This is a genomic window from Exiguobacterium sp. s28 (assembly GCF_018618135.1).
Taxonomy (GTDB): domain Bacteria; phylum Bacillota; class Bacilli; order Exiguobacteriales; family Exiguobacteriaceae; genus Exiguobacterium; species Exiguobacterium mexicanum_A.
The window spans coordinates 113,373-129,718 of the sequence record NZ_JACSLL010000005.1; the positions used below are offsets into that span (position 1 = coordinate 113,373).

Consider the following 16,346-nt stretch of genomic DNA (forward strand, 5'->3'; position numbering starts at 1 on the left):
ATCCATGAGAATGCGGCCACTCGTCCAATTTTAATCCATTAGAAAAAGTGCCACACTTCCTCACGCCGGTATTACCCGGATCGAGTCATAAGGGATTGGAGCCATGCTCACATCTCAGCCGAAGCACCCCTAGTGTAGTCCAATGTATGCGGTTGTTCATGCAAGAATCAGTATAGACGACCACTTTCATTTTGTAAACGGTCTTATGAGAACGTGACGACCTCGTTCCCCGGAAGTGTGTCCCGGAGCGTCGACCAATCCAGCGCCATCTCCTCATCTGTCAGCAGACAGTGATCGAGCTCTTGTTCGATGATGGCTCGATCCATCCGCTGCCCGATCAAGACGAGCTCCGTCTGTCGGTCACCGTACGGTTCGACATAGTCGGCGGCGAGTTCCGGTTCGGCCGCGAACATGTGACGACGCTCATCTTCCGGAAGCGTCGCGAGCCAGCGCCCGGCATGTTCGAGCGTCGAGGCGTAGCCCGCTTGTGAAAACAGACAGGCGAGGTCGTTCCGGGAAGCAATCCATAAGAACCCTTTCGCGCGGACGATTTCTTCCGGAAACGCCTCGATCCAGGCATGGAGACGCTCCGGGTGGAACGGCCGACGCCGACGATAGACGAATGAACTGATGCCGTATTCTTCCGTCTCCGGCGTGTGCACATCTGTCTCAAGTTCTTGAATCCACCCGGCCGCATGCATCGCCTGTTCGAAATCGAACAAATTGACATCCAACAGCTCGGTCAATTCCACGTTCGCATGGACAGACGTCAACAGCTTCGCGGTTGGGTTGAGCGCCTTCAACAGTCCGGTCATCTCGCCGAGTTCGGTCTCGGTCACGCGATCCGCCTTGTTCAAGACGATGATATCGGCGAATTCGACTTGGTCGACGAGCAAGTCGACGACTTCGCGGACGTCCGTCGCCTCGATCGCCTGCTTGCGTTCATGGAGCGACTCGCCCGAGTTGAAATCTGTTAAGAACCGAAACGCATCGACGACGGTCACCATCGCATCGATATAGACTCGGCTCGTCAAATCGATGCCGAGGGCGTCATCGGCATATGTAAACGTTTGGGCGACCGGGATCGGCTCTGAGATCCCGGACGACTCGATGATGATTCCGTCGAGGTCCCGGTCGTTCGCAAGCTCTGTTACCGCCTCGAGCAGGTCCTCACGGAGCGTGCAACAGATGCAGCCGTTCGATAGTTCGACCAACTTTTCGTCCGTCCTCGAAAAACCGCCCTGTTCAATCAATCGCTCATCGATATTCAACTCGCTCATGTCGTTGACGATGACGGCGTATTTCTTGCCCGTCCGATTGTACAATATGTGGTTCAATAGTGTCGTCTTACCGCTTCCTAAATAACCGGACAGCACGGTGACCGGGATTCGTCTCATTCTACCCACTCCTAAATCGTAATGATTACTTTTTAGATAATGACGGGTCGGTGACGTCTTGTCAAGAAAAAAACACGCCCGTTTCCGGACGTGTTCTCCTGCCTATTCCTCTAACGCCTTGCGTTCGGCCTCTGAGCGTGGATAGGCGTTCGCCTGCCATTCGGCTCGATAAATCGAGTCGAGCTGGGTCAGACCGACCTCATCCGCGTCCTTGTCGGCATCCACACTCGGCGTCTCATCCCACCGCGGATTCAAATACGTATGATCGTCTTCCCGGTTCGCCTCCAACAGCTTTTGAATCCCGACCCGGGCGACCGCCGCGAGCGCCAAACCGATTCCCGCACGAACGAGCAATCGTTTTACCATCTTCGTACCTCCTTATCGACCAAACCGATAGAGCGGCATCCCTTTCACATCTGTATCAATTTTAAAGACCGAACCTGCGTCCGGATGGGCCTCGAGCGCCGCGTCATCCATTCCTTCGCGCGCCGTCGTGATCGCAAGTTGTTTCAAGTCATCACCGACGAAACAGCATGACGTGACGTTCGGGGCCGGCACGAGCACCTCGAGCACTTTTTCACCCGTCTTCGGGTTCCAGCGCGAGACGCGTCCGCCCGCGAAGTGGGCAATCCATAAAAAGCCGTCCTCATCGGATGTCATGCCGTCCGGGAATCCTTCCTCATCTTTGAAATCGATGACGACTTCCCCATCCCCGAGTGTTCCTGTTTTCAAGTCGAACGGGTATTTGCGGACCGTCTCGGTCGGTGTATCGATATGGTAGAACGTCGAGTGGTCCGGAGACCATGTCAGACCGTTCGACAGCGTCAGTTCACTGAGCATGACCTCGGTCGTGCCGTCACGGTTCAAGCGATAGAGCGTCGCCTCGTTCTCCTCGTCGTTGAGATGAAGCGTCCCGGCAAAGATTCGTCCGTACGGGTCGGCCTTTCCGTCGTTGAAGCGAAGATCCCCTTCCGGGTCATCGAGTTCGACGAGTTTATCGAGTCGCTTCGATCCCTCGTCCCATTCATAGATGCCGTCTTTCAAGCCGACGACGACGCCGTCTGTCACTTTCGGGACCGCAAACCCGATCTGTTGTCCCATATCGAACGATGACAGCTCGTCTTCCTTTTCGTCGTACCACCAAAGTGTGTGTCCTTCGATGTCGACCCAATAGAACCGTTTCAGTTCAGCATCCCAACACGGGCCTTCCCCAAGTGTATTTCTGACTCGAATCCATAACGCAGCGTTTACTGTCTCCATTGAATTGCCTCCACTCTCTACATTGATTTCAACTGACTATTCCCTGAGCGGACGAGGTCTATTCAAGATTTTTCAAAATCGTTCCGCAGAGTTAGGGGCGATGTCCGTCTTTCCTTCACCGGAGCGGCTCTATGAAAAAAACTCCTTGAATCATTCGATTCAAGGAGTCCACTTATTTCGCACCTTCGACGTTCATATGTTTACTGCGCAACTGGCCGCATGCCGCATCGATGTCAGTCCCGTGCTCAAGGCGGACACCGGTGTTGATGCCACGCTTCTTCAAGACATCATAGAACGCCATGATGTCCTCCGAGGTACTGCGCTCGTATTGGATATGCTCGTTGACCGGGTTATACGGGATCAAGTTGACGTACGACTTGTCCTTAATATCGTCGATGAGCGCCGCCAATTCCTCGGCGTGCTCCGGTAAATCGTTCACTTTCGACAGGAGAATATATTCGAACGTGATTCGTTTGTTCGTCTTCTCGACGTAATACCGGATGGCCGGCATGAGCTTGTCGAGCGGGAACGCCCGGTTGATTTTCATGATTTGCGTCCGCAGCGCGTCGTTCGGCGCATGGAGCGACAGCGCCAAGTTGATGCGCAAATCGAGGTCCGCGAACTTGTAAATCTTGTCGGCGAGTCCGCTCGTCGAGACGTTGATTTTACGCGGCGCGATCGCGAGACCGCGCTCGTCCTTGACGACACGCAGGAAGTCGACCAAGTTGTCAAAGTTATCGAACGGTTCGCCGATCCCCATGACGACGATATGGCTGACCCGGGCCCCTTCGCCGACTTCGTCCAAGTAGTGTTGAACGGTCATGATTTGTTCGACGACTTCGCCCGCCGTCAAATCACGTGTCTTCTTCAAGAGACCGCTCGCACAGAAGCTGCAGCCGATATTGCACCCGACCTGCGTTGTCACACAGACCGAACGGCCGTACTTATGTCGCATGAGCACAGTCTCGATATAGTGCCCGTCGTGTAGTTTAAGTAAAAATTTGACCGTCCCGTCGCCCGCCTCTTGTTTGACGAACAGGTCTTGCGTCGAGATGACGTATTCGGCGGCGATCGCCTCACGCACCTCAGCCCGTACCGAGATGTCCTCGATTTGTTTCACTCGGTCGATGTAGAGCGAGTCCCAGATTTGTCTCGCATGGAAGGCGCTGTATCCCCAAGAGACACACGCTTCTGTCAGCTGATCGAACGTCAGCCCGTATATAGATGGTTTCATTGCTATCTGTCCTTTCTTCAATCCGCATACGTACCATTGTAGCGGACGTGGACGACGGGTGCAACGTTCTTATAACGGTGGAACGGGACGCGAAATATGTCGCTCGAACGCATACGCCAGACGGATCAAGTCACGTTCGGCATAACTCGTCCCGGTGAACGATAGGCCGAACGGCGCCCCACTCGCTTTCAAGCGATATGGGATCGTGATGGTCGGATGCCCGGCTTTTGCCGCCATGTCATAGTTCAAATCGTGAGGCAAGACGAGCGCGTGCAACTGCTGTTCGTTTAATAGGCGGTCGAGTCCGTCCGTCTTGGCGTCACGCACGTCATCGAGCCGGCGCGTCAAATAGGCCGCCTCGATGAGACGTCCCGACAATCTTTCCGCTTTCTCGAACGTCTTTTGTCCGTGCGGGATCGTCTCAGGATGTCTGTTGTTCCAGTCCATCAAATCCGACAACGTCTCGTACGGGAGCGTCGTCGTGGCCAGGTACGCCTCGATCCCGAGTTTGAACTCGTGGTACAAAATATCGCCTTGGTCGAGTGTATCATGGGCGGGCAGTTCGACTTCGACAAGGTCGATGCCGCTCTGTTTCAACAGCTCGGTCGTCTCACCGTATAATGCTTGTTCTTCTGTTGATAAATCAGCTTTGACGATCCCGACACGCATCCCGACCGCTTGGCGCTCGTCGAGGCACGTCCGATACGGCGGACCGGCCGGGAGGTTGAGTGTCGCCGGGTCCGCCGGGTCTTCCCCTACCATCACCTCAAGTGCCCTTACCGCGTCTTCGAGCGTTCGTGCCATCGGTCCCGCCGTGTCTTGCGACCGCGAGATCGGGATGATGCCACTCCGACTGATGAGGCCGACGGTCGGTTTGATGCCGACGATGCCATTGTGCACGCTCGGATGGATGATGGAGCCGCTCGTCTCGCTACCGACAGCGAGCAGTGTCAGGTTCGCTGCAACCGCAGAGGCCGAACCTGAGCTCGAACCTCCGACATCGAGCTTATCCCCATATGGATTGAGCGTCTGCCCACCGACACCGCTCCAGCCGTTCGGCATGCCCTCGGTCAAAAAGTTGGCCCATTCGGACAAGTTCGCTTTCCCGAGGATGATGGCCCCGCTCGCTCGCAGGTTTTGGACGAGATGGGCGTCCCGGCCTGCGAAGTGATGCGCGAGGACGACGGCCCCGGCCGTCGTCTTCATGAGTCCGGCTGTCTCGACATTGTCTTTGATCAGCACCGGGATGCCGAGTAGCGGCAAGCGTAGCCCGCGACGAAATGCCCGGTCAGCCGACTCTGCCTCGAACAAGGCGTCCGGGTTCACTTGAATGACCGCCTTCAGTTTGTCGTTAAACTGGGCGATCCGGGTCAAATAATAGGCCGTCACGTCACGCGCCGTAATTGTTCCTTCTTTATATCCGCGATGGGCGGTTTCGATATCGAGTTCCATAAAATCAAATGTGTCAGTCATATTGATTCCTCCTTTGGTCACTCGATGGTATTCGCTATCGACACATGATTTCCTGTTTTCGTTCGCCAACGAATGTGTAACTTGGTACACTGAAAGAAAAAGGAGGTTACTATGAACCGTTCGTACGTACTCGTCTTATTGTCCGTCTTTGCCTTGTTCTTCTTACAGTTATATGCCGGGGACGCCCCGTATACGTTACCGCTCTCCATCGTGCTCGTCATCCTGATTCTCGGTGCCACCTTGCTCCAACTACGGCGCAAGCCAAACCGTTGACGCCGCTTCAAATCTGATGGTATGATGCTGTCACCAACTACATATCGATATCTTGAGTGAACGAGAGACCTGGCTCTATGACTTCACAGCAACCTGCTACGGCAAGGTGCTACTACCAGCAAGGCGATTGCCTTGGCCGATATGACAGAGCGCTCATGTCGATGACATGGGCGCTTTTTTTGGGAATGAACATGAGGGGGACTTATTAATGGAAAAAGCAACATTCGCAGGCGGCTGTTTTTGGTGCATGGTGACGCCGTTCGAGGAACAACCTGGCATCGAGTCGATCGTATCAGGTTATACGGGAGGTCACGTCGACGATCCGACGTATGAACAAGTGAAGACAGGGACGACAGGACACTATGAGGTCGTCGAGATCACGTTCGACCCGACGCTGTTCGCTTACGAGCGACTGCTCGAACTGTATTGGATTCAGACCGATCCGACCGATGACGGCGGTCAATTCCAAGACCGAGGCAGTCAATATGCGCCGGCCATCTTCTATCATACGGAAGAACAACGTGTGAAAGCAGAGCAGAGTCGCGACGCGCTCGCGGCGAGCGGACGTTTCCAACAGCCGATCGTCACGAAGATCTTACCGGCTGACACGTTCTATCCGGCCGAGGAGTACCATCAAGACTTCCATAAAAAAAATCCGGCCCACTATAAAGAGGACCGGAAAAAATCTGGGCGTGACGCATTCATCGAACAAGCCTGGTAAGCGAAAGACGGGTCGTCTGACCCGTCTTTTAGCTTTTGGCGATTCCGAGCATGAATCCGGCCACGACAATGAGGCCGATACCCATAAAGACGAAGACACGTTCTTTCGTCGTCTTCTCTTCTTTTAATAGATAGATCCCGCCGAGCGTCGCCACGACGACGTTCAATTGCGACAAGGCGAATGACGTCGCGATTCCGACTTCACCGCTCGACACGAACAGCCCGAAGTTCCCGATCCCCCAGGCGATCCCGGCCAAGATGTTTTTGAACGTCTTCGGATCGAACTTCTTCACATCTTTCTCACGCAGGCTGAACAACAGCGCCGCGACGAACATCCCGACCGACTGTGGCAATATCGCCGTGATCCCGTCGACCTCGAAATAGTTCGTCAGGACGGCGTACGTCACGTAACCGATACTCGACACGAGCAGAACGAGCAAGCCTTTCTTCAAGGCGCCGCTGCTGTCGCCGTCTTTGTTCTGCTGATACGACGTCAACGCAGCCCCAATCACGATGAGAACGAGCGCCGAAAATCCGAGCCATAGTTCGGTCGTCGTTTTCCAGTCTCCGAGGACGATGACACCGAACAACGATGTACCGAGAAGCTGCATGCCGGTGCTGATCGGCATCGCCTTCGAGACACTTAAAATTTGAAACGATTGGAACTGTAAATATTGTCCGAGTGCCCAAAACGCGCCGGAGATGAATCCGGTCACGATTGCGAGCGTCGTGAACCCGGGATTGAACACGAGTGCGATAATGACCGCCATCACCATCGCCCCGATTGTCGTCCCGATCAACTGTTGAATCGGCTTCCCGCCGACCTTTGAGACGATGAGCGGGATGCTCCCCCACATCAAGGCAGGTAAGAGTGCGAGTAAAATCATTTCCATACATGACACCTGCTTTCGTAATATAACATCATTTGTGATTTTCCCACGTTCAGTGCTGATTAAACTTTGTTCAAAAAAATTAAAAATAGCCATTGCCAAATGTTTTACTAGGATGATATAATAATCTTCGAACGGGGCATTAGCTCAGCTGGGAGAGCGCCACGCTGGCAGCGTGGAGGTCAGCGGTTCGAGCCCGCTATGCTCCATTATTGAAGTCACCACTCATTTGAGGGGTGACTTTTTTGCGTTGCCGCTCGGTTTAACTCATCCGCTAGCGGGTAATGATTGTAAGACATCATTATTCTAAAGGGGGACTTATCATGGACCGAGCCTCTGTCGAAGAGACCATTTTAGCCGTCATCGACTGTATGCGGGCAAGCAATCATTGTTTCTCAAAATGCTTACAAGAAGAAGACTTGTTGATGGTCGCCGAGTGTATCCGGCTGACGAAAGAATGTTCGGAAGTGTGTGCACTCGCCTTGAACGCGCTCGAGACCGATTCGGCTTTCACCAAACCGATTGGTGCACTCTGCGCCCAGGTGTGTGACACGTGCGCCGTCGAATGTGGCCGCCACTTGCACGACCATTGCCAACGCTGTGCCGAAGCATGTCTCCGCTGTGCCGAAGCATGCCGCAACCTCGTGGCCGCATAATCGCTTTTTAGTCTAACGATATGTTAGACTTTTTTTATACTTGTTTTTACGAGAAAGGGATCAATTATGCCACATTCAATTCTTGCCATCGACGTCGAGACGGCGAACCGCGATAGTCGCAGCATCTGCTCTGTCGGCTGGAGCCTGCTCGTCGACGGTGAAATCATCGAAACGAACCAACTGCTCGTCAATCCGGAGGAAGACTTCGATGCCGGCAATATCCGGGTCCACGGCATCCGGCCGAGCGATGTCTGGGACGCCCCAGCGTTACCCGAGGTGCTCGAACAGCTCTATCCGACGCTGCGGGATGTCGATCTCGTCATGGCACACAACGCTTCGTTCGATATGGGCGCGTTCAAGAAAGCGATCGCCAAATACGATTTATATACGTTTCCGACGATCGAGTACGGCTGTACCGTCAAGTTGTCGAGAAAACTGTATCCAGGTCTGCCGAATCACAAGCTGAACACGATGGCGGAATATTTGAACGTCCCGTTCATCCACCACGATGCGGCTGAAGATGCTCGCGTCTGTGCCCTGCTCATGCGCGACATGATGCAGAAGACCGGGATCCATGATCCGCGTGAACTGCACCGGTACACATCGGTCAAGCTCGGAAAACTCGCTTATTGAACGATATCCATGCCAGACAGGCCAAGACACACGTCTTGGCCTGTTAGCGTTTAAAGATCCATTTTTTCTGGACATAATAACTGACGACGAACAAGAAGCTGTCGACGAACACTTTGATCCACACCTCACCGTCGCGGATGACATAGAACAGCGCATAGACGAGACCGGCCGACAGCGCCATCTGCAATCCGACGAGACCGAAGTATTTCGGCATCGCCCGCTTCGCCTTCGAATGGAACACAATTTTCCGATTGACGAAATAATTGAACAGCGATGACAGGATACGGGCCACGACCGTCGCAATCAAGACGTGCGTCGTCTCGAACCACGGATTCAACAAATAGACGAACAAGGCATAGAACCCGATGTCTAACAGAAATGATGCGACCGATGATAATGAATAGGCCAAAAACATGCGATAGATAAGAATCGAGTCGATCACCGGCCGGAAATGGGACGAGGCGTTTTCTGCCACATAGACGGTTTGAATTGGTGTCTGATGAATCGGGACTTGCAATCGTTTCGTGAACGTCAACATGTTCATCTCGAACTCATAACGGTTCCCCGGCACATCAAGCAATTGTTCCGCATACCGCAGCGGAATCGCCCGAAGGCCGGTTTGGGTGTCTTTCAGACGAAGACCGCTGCCGAGCAACATGACGCCGCGCGTCATCTGATTTCCGAATCGGCTCCGGAACGGGATATCGGACCCTGAAAAGTCGCGGCAGCCCATAATCAAATGATGAGGCCAACGTATGCCTTCTTCATACAGCTTCAAGACGTCAGTCGGCAGATGTTGCCCATCCGCATCGACCGTGATGACCCCGTTCGTTCTAGGGAAATGCTGAACGACATGTCGAATCCCGGTTTTCAACGCCGCCCCCTTCCCTTGATTCCGGGTATGCTCGAGCACCGTGACCCATTTTCCGACCTCGTCAAAAATCGGACGGGACGTCTCGGCACTCCCATCGTTCACGACGAACAGATGGACGAACCCTTCTTCTTTCAACTCCCGGACCAGTGTGACGAGCGCTTGATCGGGATTATATGCTGGGATTAATATGACGTAATCATCAAGACGTTCCACGGAATGCATTTGCATCGCCACCCCTCCTTCCCTCCTTCTATACCCAAGTGAGTGAAAAGTGATTCCTCGAACCGCCTCAAACAAAAAACACGATGTCCGAGGACACCGTGTGGTCGATCAACCGATGAAGATGAAGTAAGACGACGCGAAATAGACGAGGACGACGAGCACGGACGGCAAGACGTAGCGGAACTTCGACGTGACATCTTTTCGAAGGACACTGTACATGACCAAGACCGACAAGATCGTGATCCCGATCGCCGTCACCAAGTGTGACGTGGACACATCCGCCAAAATCGAACCGCCTCGGTAGAAGACATCCGACATCGCGATGATGAGCATATTGAAGATGTTACTCCCCAAAATCGAACCGAACGCCAAGTTGACGTTTCCAAGCTTCAAGGCGACGAAGACGGCGACCGCTTCTGGGAGCGACGTCGAGGCCGCGATCAAGAAACTGCCGACAAAGCTCGAACCGAGTCCGGTCACGACGGCGATTTGGTCACCTAACACTGAAAGCGCCGTTCCGGCCGCCATGATGACGAGAGCGGCGATGATGAAGCCGATGACCGCGCGTTTAATCGGAATTGAGTCAGTGACGCTGACACCGACCTCTTGCTCGACTTCCCGTTCTGTCGTAGGTTCTTTTGGACGTTGTCCGATATAGTAAATCCCAACCGCGTACAACCCTGCAATCAATAAGGCATCGATACCGATCCCGAGAATCGTGAAGTCGATGCGGATGACGAGTGCGAGCATCGTCACGAGCGTCAACATCAAACCGAGACTCGCCGTGTAGAGGTGATCCCGACTTGCTTCGTTAAATAGACGCTTCTGACGATAATACAAGTCAAACATCGCCAAGATAAAGATGTTGAACAAGTTCGAGCCGAGCATGTTCCCGATGGCGATATCCGGGTTATTGATCATGACGGCCGATACGCTCGTCGTTACTTCCGGAAGCGATGTCGCTCCGGCAAGCAACACGGTCCCGACGAGCATGCCGCTCATCGTCGACTTCTCGCTGATGACGTCGGCATACGTCGATAGTTTGATGGCAGCATACACGGTGAGTGCTGCGGCCAAGATGAAGTAAATAAATACCATATTTCTGTGTCTCCCCTTTTTCAAAAAATCAAAAAAGACCTTTTTATGGACGCCGAAGAAGCATCCATAAAAAGGTCTCGCGGACTTGGATCAGAAGCTCGATGGACCGAGTGCGTTGCACCGTAGTGACGATCCATCGACCACATTCGTGGTCGCTACTCCCCTTCTTATGTTCACGATGAATATATCACGTTTAAGGTCACTTGACAATCATTTCACTCAAGCCACGCGACGATCTCGTCCGACTGCAATGCCATTCGATACGATAATTCATCGATCGCTTGGAGTGCCGGGAGCGACAAGCGTTCCCACAGTCCTGCTTCTTTCAATTGAGCCGACAAGGCGTCGAGCTCGGGTTGGTTGACCTCGGTCCCGTGACGATATCCTTCGCGCATCGTCTCGTTCAGCTCGAAAGCGGTCTGACAAAGCGTCGTCGTCTCTTGAAGCCACTCCTCTTCACGGAACCCATGTTTGATGACACCGAACAACTTCTCTAACTTCTCGGTCCGCCCTTCTTCGACTCCGTAAAACAACAAGTTCATTTCCGTCTCGAACGCTTCGATGAGCGTCGTCGTCTGCGCGAACGGCTTCAACGCATGGAGCAGTTCATGATAATACCAGGATTGGTCGCGGAGCGGCCGATTGAAACGGTCCCATACTTGTTTGCCGGCAGACTCGACGTCGAGACGAATCGAACGCAGATTATGTAGCTTGTCCGCGGCCAAGAGTGCGACTTCATCATACTGCATCGTCCGCACATGCTGAATCGTCATCCGTTTGCGTTCTTCCCACGACTGGTGTTTCCCCGGCTCGGACACAGCCTTGACTAGACGTGTCACTTCATATCCAAATCGTTCACTCAGTTCATCAGGTGTCGTCAACGTATCTTCGAGCAAGTCGTGGAGCAGACCCGCCACGACGACCGGGACGGGTTGCCGATCTTCGACGAGCAACATGGAGACGGCCACAGGATGGGTCAAGTAAGGAATATTCGTTCCTTTTCGAAACTGTCCGTCGTGACGGACGGCCGCGAAACGGAGTGCCTCCTCGATGATTTGATGCACGACGCTTCCTCCTTCGCTAGTTTCAATGTACTCCCCATCCTATACCCGTCACTAGGCCTTTACACGCATATCGGTTGTTAAAATATAGGGTAATGGTCCCAGTTTCTTGATTCAAGCTTCGTAAATCATCTTTTTCGTCATGCCCCCATCAACGATCAAATTATGCCCGTTGACGAAATCGTTTTTCTCGTCAATCAAATAAGAGACGGCGCGGACGATATCCTCCGGTGTCCCGACACGTCCTGACGGATGCTGCGCGTGATCGATATCACGAAGGGCTTCATCCGAGGTATGGATCCATCCGGGACTGACCGCATTCACCGTGATTGGTCGTTCAGCCAAAGAGACCGCCATCGACTGGGTCAACGAAACGATCCCGCCTTTTGAGGCGCCGTATGCTTCCCAATCAGCCTCGTTCTGAAGCGCGCGGGTCGAGGCCACGTTGATGATGCGGCCGAAATCAGCCCCTTCGTTCAACGTCAAGAAAGCTTTCGAGCAAGCGAACGTCCCGACGAGGTTAACATCGATCACGCGTTTGAACGTCTCGACGTCGAGTTCGGTCATCGGTTTGACGAGCGAGGATACGCCACCATTATTGATAAGCACATGGGCGGTGCCGACTTCTTGATGAATTACTTTGAATACGCGGTTCACATCCTCATGATCCCCCAAATCCATCTGATGGAACGTCACTCCTTCAAGTTGTGGGTCTTGCCCGATATCGAGTCCGACAACACGATATGTCGTGCTAAAATGGCGGGCCAGTTCCCGCCCGATTCCTTGGCTGACACCGGTTATAATCATCGTCTGTTTCATTGTCATCCCTCCTGGACAGTAGAATACCCTGATTGCATGAAAATGAGTCCTATCAGTTCGTCCAAAGTGTTTGGTCAGACGTCGTCACGACGGTCGCACCTGCCTCAAGGGCGGCCTCGATTTCTTCAGACGACGAGATCAAGCCGCCGGCGAAGACTGGAATATTTGTCGCTTCTTTCACGCACCGGATATATTTCGGGACGAGACCTGGTAATACCTCAATATAATCCGGTTGAGTGCGGTTGATGAGGCGATAACTCTTCTCGAGCGAACTCGAATCGATTAAAAACAGACGCTGCACCGTTTTAACTTGCTTTTGTTTCGCTTTTAAAATGACACTGCCTTTCGTCGAGATGATTCCATACGGTCGAAACGTCTGACACACATATTCGGTCGCATATTCATCCGCCTTCAGACCTTGAATCAAATCGAGATGGACGAACACTTGCTTGTCATGGGCCGCTAGTAACTGAAACACGGCATCAAGCCGGGCCACATGTACTTCAAGCAAGACTCCAACTTTGAATGGCCCTCTCACAAATGTCTCGAGGTCTTTCATGTCTCGGAGAGCAGGCAAAATCGTTTGACCTTCAATCATTCCCACACAACCTTTCTCCATTCCAGTTTCTCTCATTATCTGTACAACGTCATCCGGAAATCAAGGTTTACCGATTCAATATAGCGGGAAAATAATTTTAACTTATGCGCAGAGAGGGAGTAGTGACATGGTGAATGAAGTAGATGTACGGATTGAGACACCGACACCTGAGGAGCATCAACGCCTTCGCGTCAAAGCAGGCATGCCGAAGCGTTCCGACTCAGGCACGGTGAAAGGGCTCGCTAACACGTTATACGGCGTTTGTTTATATAAAGACGACACGATGGTCGGGATGGGACGTGTCGTCGGGGACGGCGGCATGGTGTTTCATCTCGTCGATATTGTCGTCGATCCCGAGTGTCAAGGCCTTGGGCTTGGTAAATTGATCATGGAACGATTGATGGATTGGATCTTACAGGAAGCAGACGAGACGGCCATCATTAGTCTGATCGCTGACATTCCGGCAGACGGCCTGTATCGCCAGTTCGGATTTGACTATTCTCGTCCCGAATCGGTCGGGATGGAATATCAATGGAGTGAAAACTGATGGTGAAGCAATCCTTCCCTTTTTTAGGGGGTGACGTATGGACGTATTCAATGTAATCGTATTCCTCGGATTGGCACTCACCGTGATCTCGGTGCTCAGTTTGCTTATCGAGCGGTTGTTCTTTCCTAGTATCCTCGCTTTCATTGCAATCGGCGTCGCGGTCGGCTTCTTTTGGAACGGGAATGAGGTCTTCAAAATCGCCGGGGAAATCGGGATTATTCTGTTATTCTTTCTACTCGGTTTAAAGTTTCCGCTGAGCGAGCTCGTCAAGCGAATGAAACAAGTGTGGAAAGCAGGCGTCCTAGATGTCCTTCTCGCCTTCGGGGTCACGATTGGAATCGCTTTGTTGTTTGGTCTCGACTTCTCACAAGCATTTTTGATCGGTGCCGTCCTCTATGCGACGAGTTCGTCGATTTCGGCGAAACTTCTCGAGCGACATTCTGAAAAACATGAAGATGTGAAAGAGTTCGTACTGGCGCTCCTTATCTTCGAAGACATTTTCGCCCCGCTCATTTTGACCGTGGCCCCGTTCATCATCCAAGACGAACCGATCGCTTTCACGGACATCGGGAAAGTGTTCGCCGGATTTCTGATTTTCGGAGTGCTCCTCTTCATCGGGTCTCGTTTCGTTTTGAACCGACAGCGGTTCGTCAAACATTTGTTGCGACAAGATGATGCGAGTATCGGTTTGATTGGATTGATTCTATTTTTCGCCGGGATTGGCATGGTGTTCGGCCTGTCCGAGATCCTCGGGGCATTCATCGCCGGAATCATGCTTGCGGGCATCCACGATGTGCGGCCGTTGAAACGATTGACCGTACCCGTTCGCGACTTGTTCTTGCCGATTTTCTTCATCTCGTTCGGGATCTCCATCAATCTCGATCAAGGGGTCATCGTCAATGCCCTCTTCTTCGTCCTGATCGTTTGGGGCGTGTTATCGAAGTGGATCGTCGGACGCGTCGGGGGTCGCATGTATGGCTTGACGCGGGTGCAGGCGAACGAGGCCGGCTTCTCACTCGCCCCGCGTGGCGAGTTCTCGATTTTGTTCACCGCCCTATCGAACGGAGCGATCAACTTATTTGTCGGTCTCTATATTTTCGTCTCGGCCATCGTCGGCATCGTCTTGTTCCGCTTCTCTGAGATTCTTGCTAACAAGACGGAGGAAAAACTTGAGAAAGTACTTCCCGATGAGACAAAAAATAAAGAAGATCAATGATAGAACACAAAGGAGGACCTTCGCGTGAAGGTCCTCCTTTGTTCGTCAAAATGATGATGCTTGTTTCGACTGTTTTTTCTTGCGTTTCTTGCGCCAGATGAAAAAGACAATCAGACCGACGGCTAATAATCCATAAATTGCGTACGAATACACATCTAAATATCGTAAAATCGATTCCCAATTCTCACCGACCCGGATGCCGATATAAATGAGAATCGTGTTCCAAATGACCGTGCCGGCCGTACTGAGCAACAAGAACTTCAGAAACGGCATATTCGACATGCCCGCCGGTAACGAGATCAAGCTTCGGACGACGGGCATCAATCGTCCAAAGAACACCATCCAGCCCCCATATTTGTCGAACCAAGCATCCGCCCGTCGAACGTCCGCGATATCGAGTCGAATCCATTTCCCGTATTTCTTCGTCCACTTCTCAATCTGTTCGACATCAAGATAGAGACCGATGCCGTATAACAAAACGGCTCCTAAAATGGCACCGGCTGTCGCAGCGAAAATGACGAGCGGGACGTTCAAATCAGTCTTCACGGCAAAGAATCCACCGAACAAGAGCACGACCTCTGATGGAATCGGCGGGAACACATTTTCAATAAAGATCATGAACGCGATACCGAAATAACCGAACTGTTCAATGACCTGGATCATCCACTCTCTCATATCGTTCAACCTCCAATATCCCCTATTATACCCGTCACCTCACTTCAAAAACCGTCCCGACGTGCTAAAATGAAGTACTTGAACGAAAGCGAGGAAAACAATAATGACCGAACCGACACGTTGCCCTTGGTGCGGCACGGATCCCATGTACGTCCGTTATCACGACGAGGAATGGGGCAAACCCGTCCACGACGATCAGAAGCACTTTGAATGTTTGACCCTTGAGAGCGCCCAGGCGGGACTCAGTTGGATCACGATTTTACGAAAACGCGACAATTACCGGGAAGCCTACGCCAACTTCGACGTCGAGACCGTTGCTGCGTTTGACGAAACGGATGTTGAACGGTTGCTGGCCAATCCCGGTATCGTCCGGAACCGCCGAAAAATTGAGGCGTCAATCAATAACGCCAAGCGCTTCATCGAGATTCAACAAGAGTTCGGCACGTTCGATGCCTACATCTGGTCGTTCATCGACAATACGGTGATCAACAACCAATGGGCGGCCAATGACGACATCCCCGCCACGACCGAACTGTCTCATCAGATCAGCAAGGATTTGAAGCGGCGCGGGTTCAAATTTTTAGGACCGACGACCGTCTATGCCCATCTGCAGGCGACCGGACTCGTCAATGACCACTTGACCTCTTGCTTCGCTAAATAATTTGATTATTTGGTCAATCTTTCAATAAAATCGTGCACT

Annotated in this window: 19 protein-coding genes, 1 tRNA gene and 2 riboswitches; of the genes, 8 read left to right on the forward strand and 12 right to left on the reverse strand. The window is 52.5% G+C overall.

Annotation, left to right across the window (positions count from 1 at the left end; translation table 11 throughout):
* Nucleotides 1-40: 40 nt before the first annotated feature.
* Nucleotides 41-141, reverse strand: a riboswitch (TPP riboswitch).
* Nucleotides 142-203: 62 nt separating this feature from the next.
* From KNP78_RS07645 to KNP78_RS07665, 5 genes are all read right to left on the reverse strand, one after another.
* Nucleotides 204-1,397: a GTP-binding protein gene (locus tag KNP78_RS07645; RefSeq protein WP_214823564.1), complete on the reverse strand. Its 1,194-nt coding sequence runs from the start codon at nucleotides 1,395-1,397 to the stop codon at nucleotides 204-206.
* A gap of 102 nt (nucleotides 1,398-1,499) precedes the next feature.
* Nucleotides 1,500-1,763: a hypothetical protein gene (locus KNP78_RS07650; protein WP_034777704.1), complete on the reverse strand. Its 264-nt coding sequence runs from the start codon at nucleotides 1,761-1,763 to the stop codon at nucleotides 1,500-1,502.
* Between the two features lie 12 nt (nucleotides 1,764-1,775).
* Nucleotides 1,776-2,657 carry an SMP-30/gluconolactonase/LRE family protein gene (locus KNP78_RS07655; protein ID WP_034777705.1) on the reverse strand — a complete coding sequence of 294 codons (882 nt, stop codon included), beginning with the start codon at nucleotides 2,655-2,657 and terminating at the stop codon, nucleotides 1,776-1,778.
* 172 nt (nucleotides 2,658-2,829) lie between these two features.
* Nucleotides 2,830-3,891 (reverse strand): dual-specificity RNA methyltransferase RlmN, encoded by a 1,062-nt coding sequence (rlmN, locus tag KNP78_RS07660; protein ID WP_034777707.1) that lies wholly within the window; start codon nucleotides 3,889-3,891, stop codon nucleotides 2,830-2,832.
* Between the two features lie 69 nt (nucleotides 3,892-3,960).
* Entirely contained in the window at nucleotides 3,961-5,364 is a 1,404-nt protein-coding gene (locus KNP78_RS07665) for an amidase family protein (RefSeq protein ID WP_251128490.1), read from the reverse strand.
* Nucleotides 5,365-5,475: 111 nt separating this feature from the next.
* On the opposite strand from KNP78_RS07665, the gene KNP78_RS07670 reads away from it, so the two are divergent.
* Nucleotides 5,476-5,637 (forward strand): hypothetical protein, encoded by a 162-nt coding sequence (locus KNP78_RS07670; protein WP_034777709.1) that lies wholly within the window; start codon nucleotides 5,476-5,478, stop codon nucleotides 5,635-5,637.
* A gap of 44 nt (nucleotides 5,638-5,681) precedes the next feature.
* Nucleotides 5,682-5,782, forward strand: a riboswitch (SAM riboswitch).
* A gap of 63 nt (nucleotides 5,783-5,845) precedes the next feature.
* The gene (gene msrA / locus KNP78_RS07675; protein WP_034777710.1) at nucleotides 5,846-6,358 is read left to right on the forward strand and encodes a peptide-methionine (S)-S-oxide reductase MsrA; all 513 of its coding nucleotides are present in this window, start codon (nucleotides 5,846-5,848) and stop codon (nucleotides 6,356-6,358) included.
* 28 nt (nucleotides 6,359-6,386) lie between these two features.
* Here msrA and KNP78_RS07680 read toward each other — a convergent pair whose 3' ends face one another.
* On the reverse strand, nucleotides 6,387-7,250 hold the full coding sequence (locus tag KNP78_RS07680) for a GRP family sugar transporter (protein WP_034777713.1): 864 nt from the start codon (nucleotides 7,248-7,250) through the stop codon (nucleotides 6,387-6,389).
* Between the two features lie 133 nt (nucleotides 7,251-7,383).
* Between KNP78_RS07680 and KNP78_RS07685 the strand changes: the two genes are divergently transcribed.
* From KNP78_RS07685 to KNP78_RS07695, 3 genes are all read left to right on the forward strand, one after another.
* Nucleotides 7,384-7,456 (forward strand) — tRNA-Ala (locus KNP78_RS07685).
* A gap of 114 nt (nucleotides 7,457-7,570) precedes the next feature.
* Nucleotides 7,571-7,903, forward strand: a complete 333-nt coding sequence (locus KNP78_RS07690; protein ID WP_034777716.1) for a four-helix bundle copper-binding protein — start codon at nucleotides 7,571-7,573, stop codon at nucleotides 7,901-7,903.
* A gap of 66 nt (nucleotides 7,904-7,969) precedes the next feature.
* The gene (locus tag KNP78_RS07695) at nucleotides 7,970-8,536 is read left to right on the forward strand and encodes a 3'-5' exonuclease (RefSeq protein ID WP_214707664.1); all 567 of its coding nucleotides are present in this window, start codon (nucleotides 7,970-7,972) and stop codon (nucleotides 8,534-8,536) included.
* A gap of 43 nt (nucleotides 8,537-8,579) precedes the next feature.
* On the opposite strand, the gene KNP78_RS07700 is transcribed toward KNP78_RS07695, so the two are convergent.
* The 5 genes from KNP78_RS07700 to KNP78_RS07720 form a co-directional block, all read right to left on the reverse strand.
* A complete protein-coding gene (locus KNP78_RS07700) occupies nucleotides 8,580-9,638 on the reverse strand; it encodes a bifunctional glycosyltransferase family 2/GtrA family protein (RefSeq protein ID WP_214763172.1) in 1,059 nt (352 codons plus the stop codon).
* A 102-nt stretch (nucleotides 9,639-9,740) separates the two neighbouring features.
* Entirely contained in the window at nucleotides 9,741-10,730 is a 990-nt protein-coding gene (locus tag KNP78_RS07705) for a sodium:calcium antiporter (protein WP_034777723.1), read from the reverse strand.
* A gap of 215 nt (nucleotides 10,731-10,945) precedes the next feature.
* Complete coding sequence (locus tag KNP78_RS07710; RefSeq protein ID WP_371819199.1) at nucleotides 10,946-11,794, reverse strand: HD domain-containing protein; 849 nt, start codon at nucleotides 11,792-11,794, stop codon at nucleotides 10,946-10,948.
* 111 nt (nucleotides 11,795-11,905) lie between these two features.
* The gene (locus KNP78_RS07715) at nucleotides 11,906-12,610 is read right to left on the reverse strand and encodes an SDR family NAD(P)-dependent oxidoreductase (RefSeq protein ID WP_214823565.1); all 705 of its coding nucleotides are present in this window, start codon (nucleotides 12,608-12,610) and stop codon (nucleotides 11,906-11,908) included.
* Between the two features lie 52 nt (nucleotides 12,611-12,662).
* Nucleotides 12,663-13,208: a glycerol-3-phosphate responsive antiterminator gene (locus KNP78_RS07720; protein WP_214823584.1), complete on the reverse strand. Its 546-nt coding sequence runs from the start codon at nucleotides 13,206-13,208 to the stop codon at nucleotides 12,663-12,665.
* Nucleotides 13,209-13,335: 127 nt separating this feature from the next.
* Between KNP78_RS07720 and KNP78_RS07725 the strand changes: the two genes are divergently transcribed.
* Both KNP78_RS07725 and KNP78_RS07730 read left to right on the forward strand, forming a co-directional pair.
* On the forward strand, nucleotides 13,336-13,755 hold the full coding sequence (locus KNP78_RS07725) for a GNAT family N-acetyltransferase (RefSeq protein WP_034777729.1): 420 nt from the start codon (nucleotides 13,336-13,338) through the stop codon (nucleotides 13,753-13,755).
* A 37-nt stretch (nucleotides 13,756-13,792) separates the two neighbouring features.
* Complete coding sequence (locus tag KNP78_RS07730) at nucleotides 13,793-14,971, forward strand: cation:proton antiporter (RefSeq protein WP_214823566.1); 1,179 nt, start codon at nucleotides 13,793-13,795, stop codon at nucleotides 14,969-14,971.
* Between the two features lie 45 nt (nucleotides 14,972-15,016).
* Here KNP78_RS07730 and KNP78_RS07735 read toward each other — a convergent pair whose 3' ends face one another.
* Nucleotides 15,017-15,646 carry a DedA family protein gene (locus tag KNP78_RS07735; RefSeq protein WP_214823567.1) on the reverse strand — a complete coding sequence of 210 codons (630 nt, stop codon included), beginning with the start codon at nucleotides 15,644-15,646 and terminating at the stop codon, nucleotides 15,017-15,019.
* 103 nt (nucleotides 15,647-15,749) lie between these two features.
* On the opposite strand from KNP78_RS07735, the gene KNP78_RS07740 reads away from it, so the two are divergent.
* Entirely contained in the window at nucleotides 15,750-16,307 is a 558-nt protein-coding gene (locus KNP78_RS07740; RefSeq protein WP_214823568.1) for a DNA-3-methyladenine glycosylase I, read from the forward strand.
* Nucleotides 16,308-16,346: the final 39 nt, after the last annotated feature.

Bases quoted from the DNA above. Each gene is read 5' to 3' on its own strand.
- KNP78_RS07650 (WP_034777704.1), bottom strand. From the start codon at position 1,763: ATGGTAAAACGATTGCTCGTTCGTGCGGGAATCGGTTTGGCGCTCGCG.
- KNP78_RS07705 (WP_034777723.1), bottom strand. From the start codon at position 10,730: ATGGTATTTATTTACTTCATCTTGGCCGCAGCACTCACCGTGTATGCT.
- KNP78_RS07700 (WP_214763172.1), bottom strand. From the start codon at position 9,638: ATGCAAATGCATTCCGTGGAACGTCTTGATGATTACGTCATATTAATC.
- KNP78_RS07655 (WP_034777705.1), bottom strand. From the start codon at position 2,657: ATGGAGACAGTAAACGCTGCGTTATGGATTCGAGTCAGAAATACACTT.
- KNP78_RS07665 (WP_251128490.1), bottom strand. From the start codon at position 5,364: ATGACTGACACATTTGATTTTATGGAACTCGATATCGAAACCGCCCAT.
- KNP78_RS07680 (WP_034777713.1), bottom strand. From the start codon at position 7,250: ATGGAAATGATTTTACTCGCACTCTTACCTGCCTTGATGTGGGGGAGC.
- msrA (WP_034777710.1), top strand. From the start codon at position 5,846: ATGGAAAAAGCAACATTCGCAGGCGGCTGTTTTTGGTGCATGGTGACG.
- KNP78_RS07715 (WP_214823565.1), bottom strand. From the start codon at position 12,610: ATGAAACAGACGATGATTATAACCGGTGTCAGCCAAGGAATCGGGCGG.
- KNP78_RS07690 (WP_034777716.1), top strand. From the start codon at position 7,571: ATGGACCGAGCCTCTGTCGAAGAGACCATTTTAGCCGTCATCGACTGT.
- KNP78_RS07730 (WP_214823566.1), top strand. From the start codon at position 13,793: ATGGACGTATTCAATGTAATCGTATTCCTCGGATTGGCACTCACCGTG.
- KNP78_RS07735 (WP_214823567.1), bottom strand. From the start codon at position 15,646: ATGAGAGAGTGGATGATCCAGGTCATTGAACAGTTCGGTTATTTCGGT.
- KNP78_RS07695 (WP_214707664.1), top strand. From the start codon at position 7,970: ATGCCACATTCAATTCTTGCCATCGACGTCGAGACGGCGAACCGCGAT.
- KNP78_RS07740 (WP_214823568.1), top strand. From the start codon at position 15,750: ATGACCGAACCGACACGTTGCCCTTGGTGCGGCACGGATCCCATGTAC.
- KNP78_RS07725 (WP_034777729.1), top strand. From the start codon at position 13,336: ATGGTGAATGAAGTAGATGTACGGATTGAGACACCGACACCTGAGGAG.
- rlmN (WP_034777707.1), bottom strand. From the start codon at position 3,891: ATGAAACCATCTATATACGGGCTGACGTTCGATCAGCTGACAGAAGCG.
- KNP78_RS07720 (WP_214823584.1), bottom strand. From the start codon at position 13,208: ATGATTGAAGGTCAAACGATTTTGCCTGCTCTCCGAGACATGAAAGAC.
- KNP78_RS07670 (WP_034777709.1), top strand. From the start codon at position 5,476: ATGAACCGTTCGTACGTACTCGTCTTATTGTCCGTCTTTGCCTTGTTC.
- KNP78_RS07645 (WP_214823564.1), bottom strand. From the start codon at position 1,397: ATGAGACGAATCCCGGTCACCGTGCTGTCCGGTTATTTAGGAAGCGGT.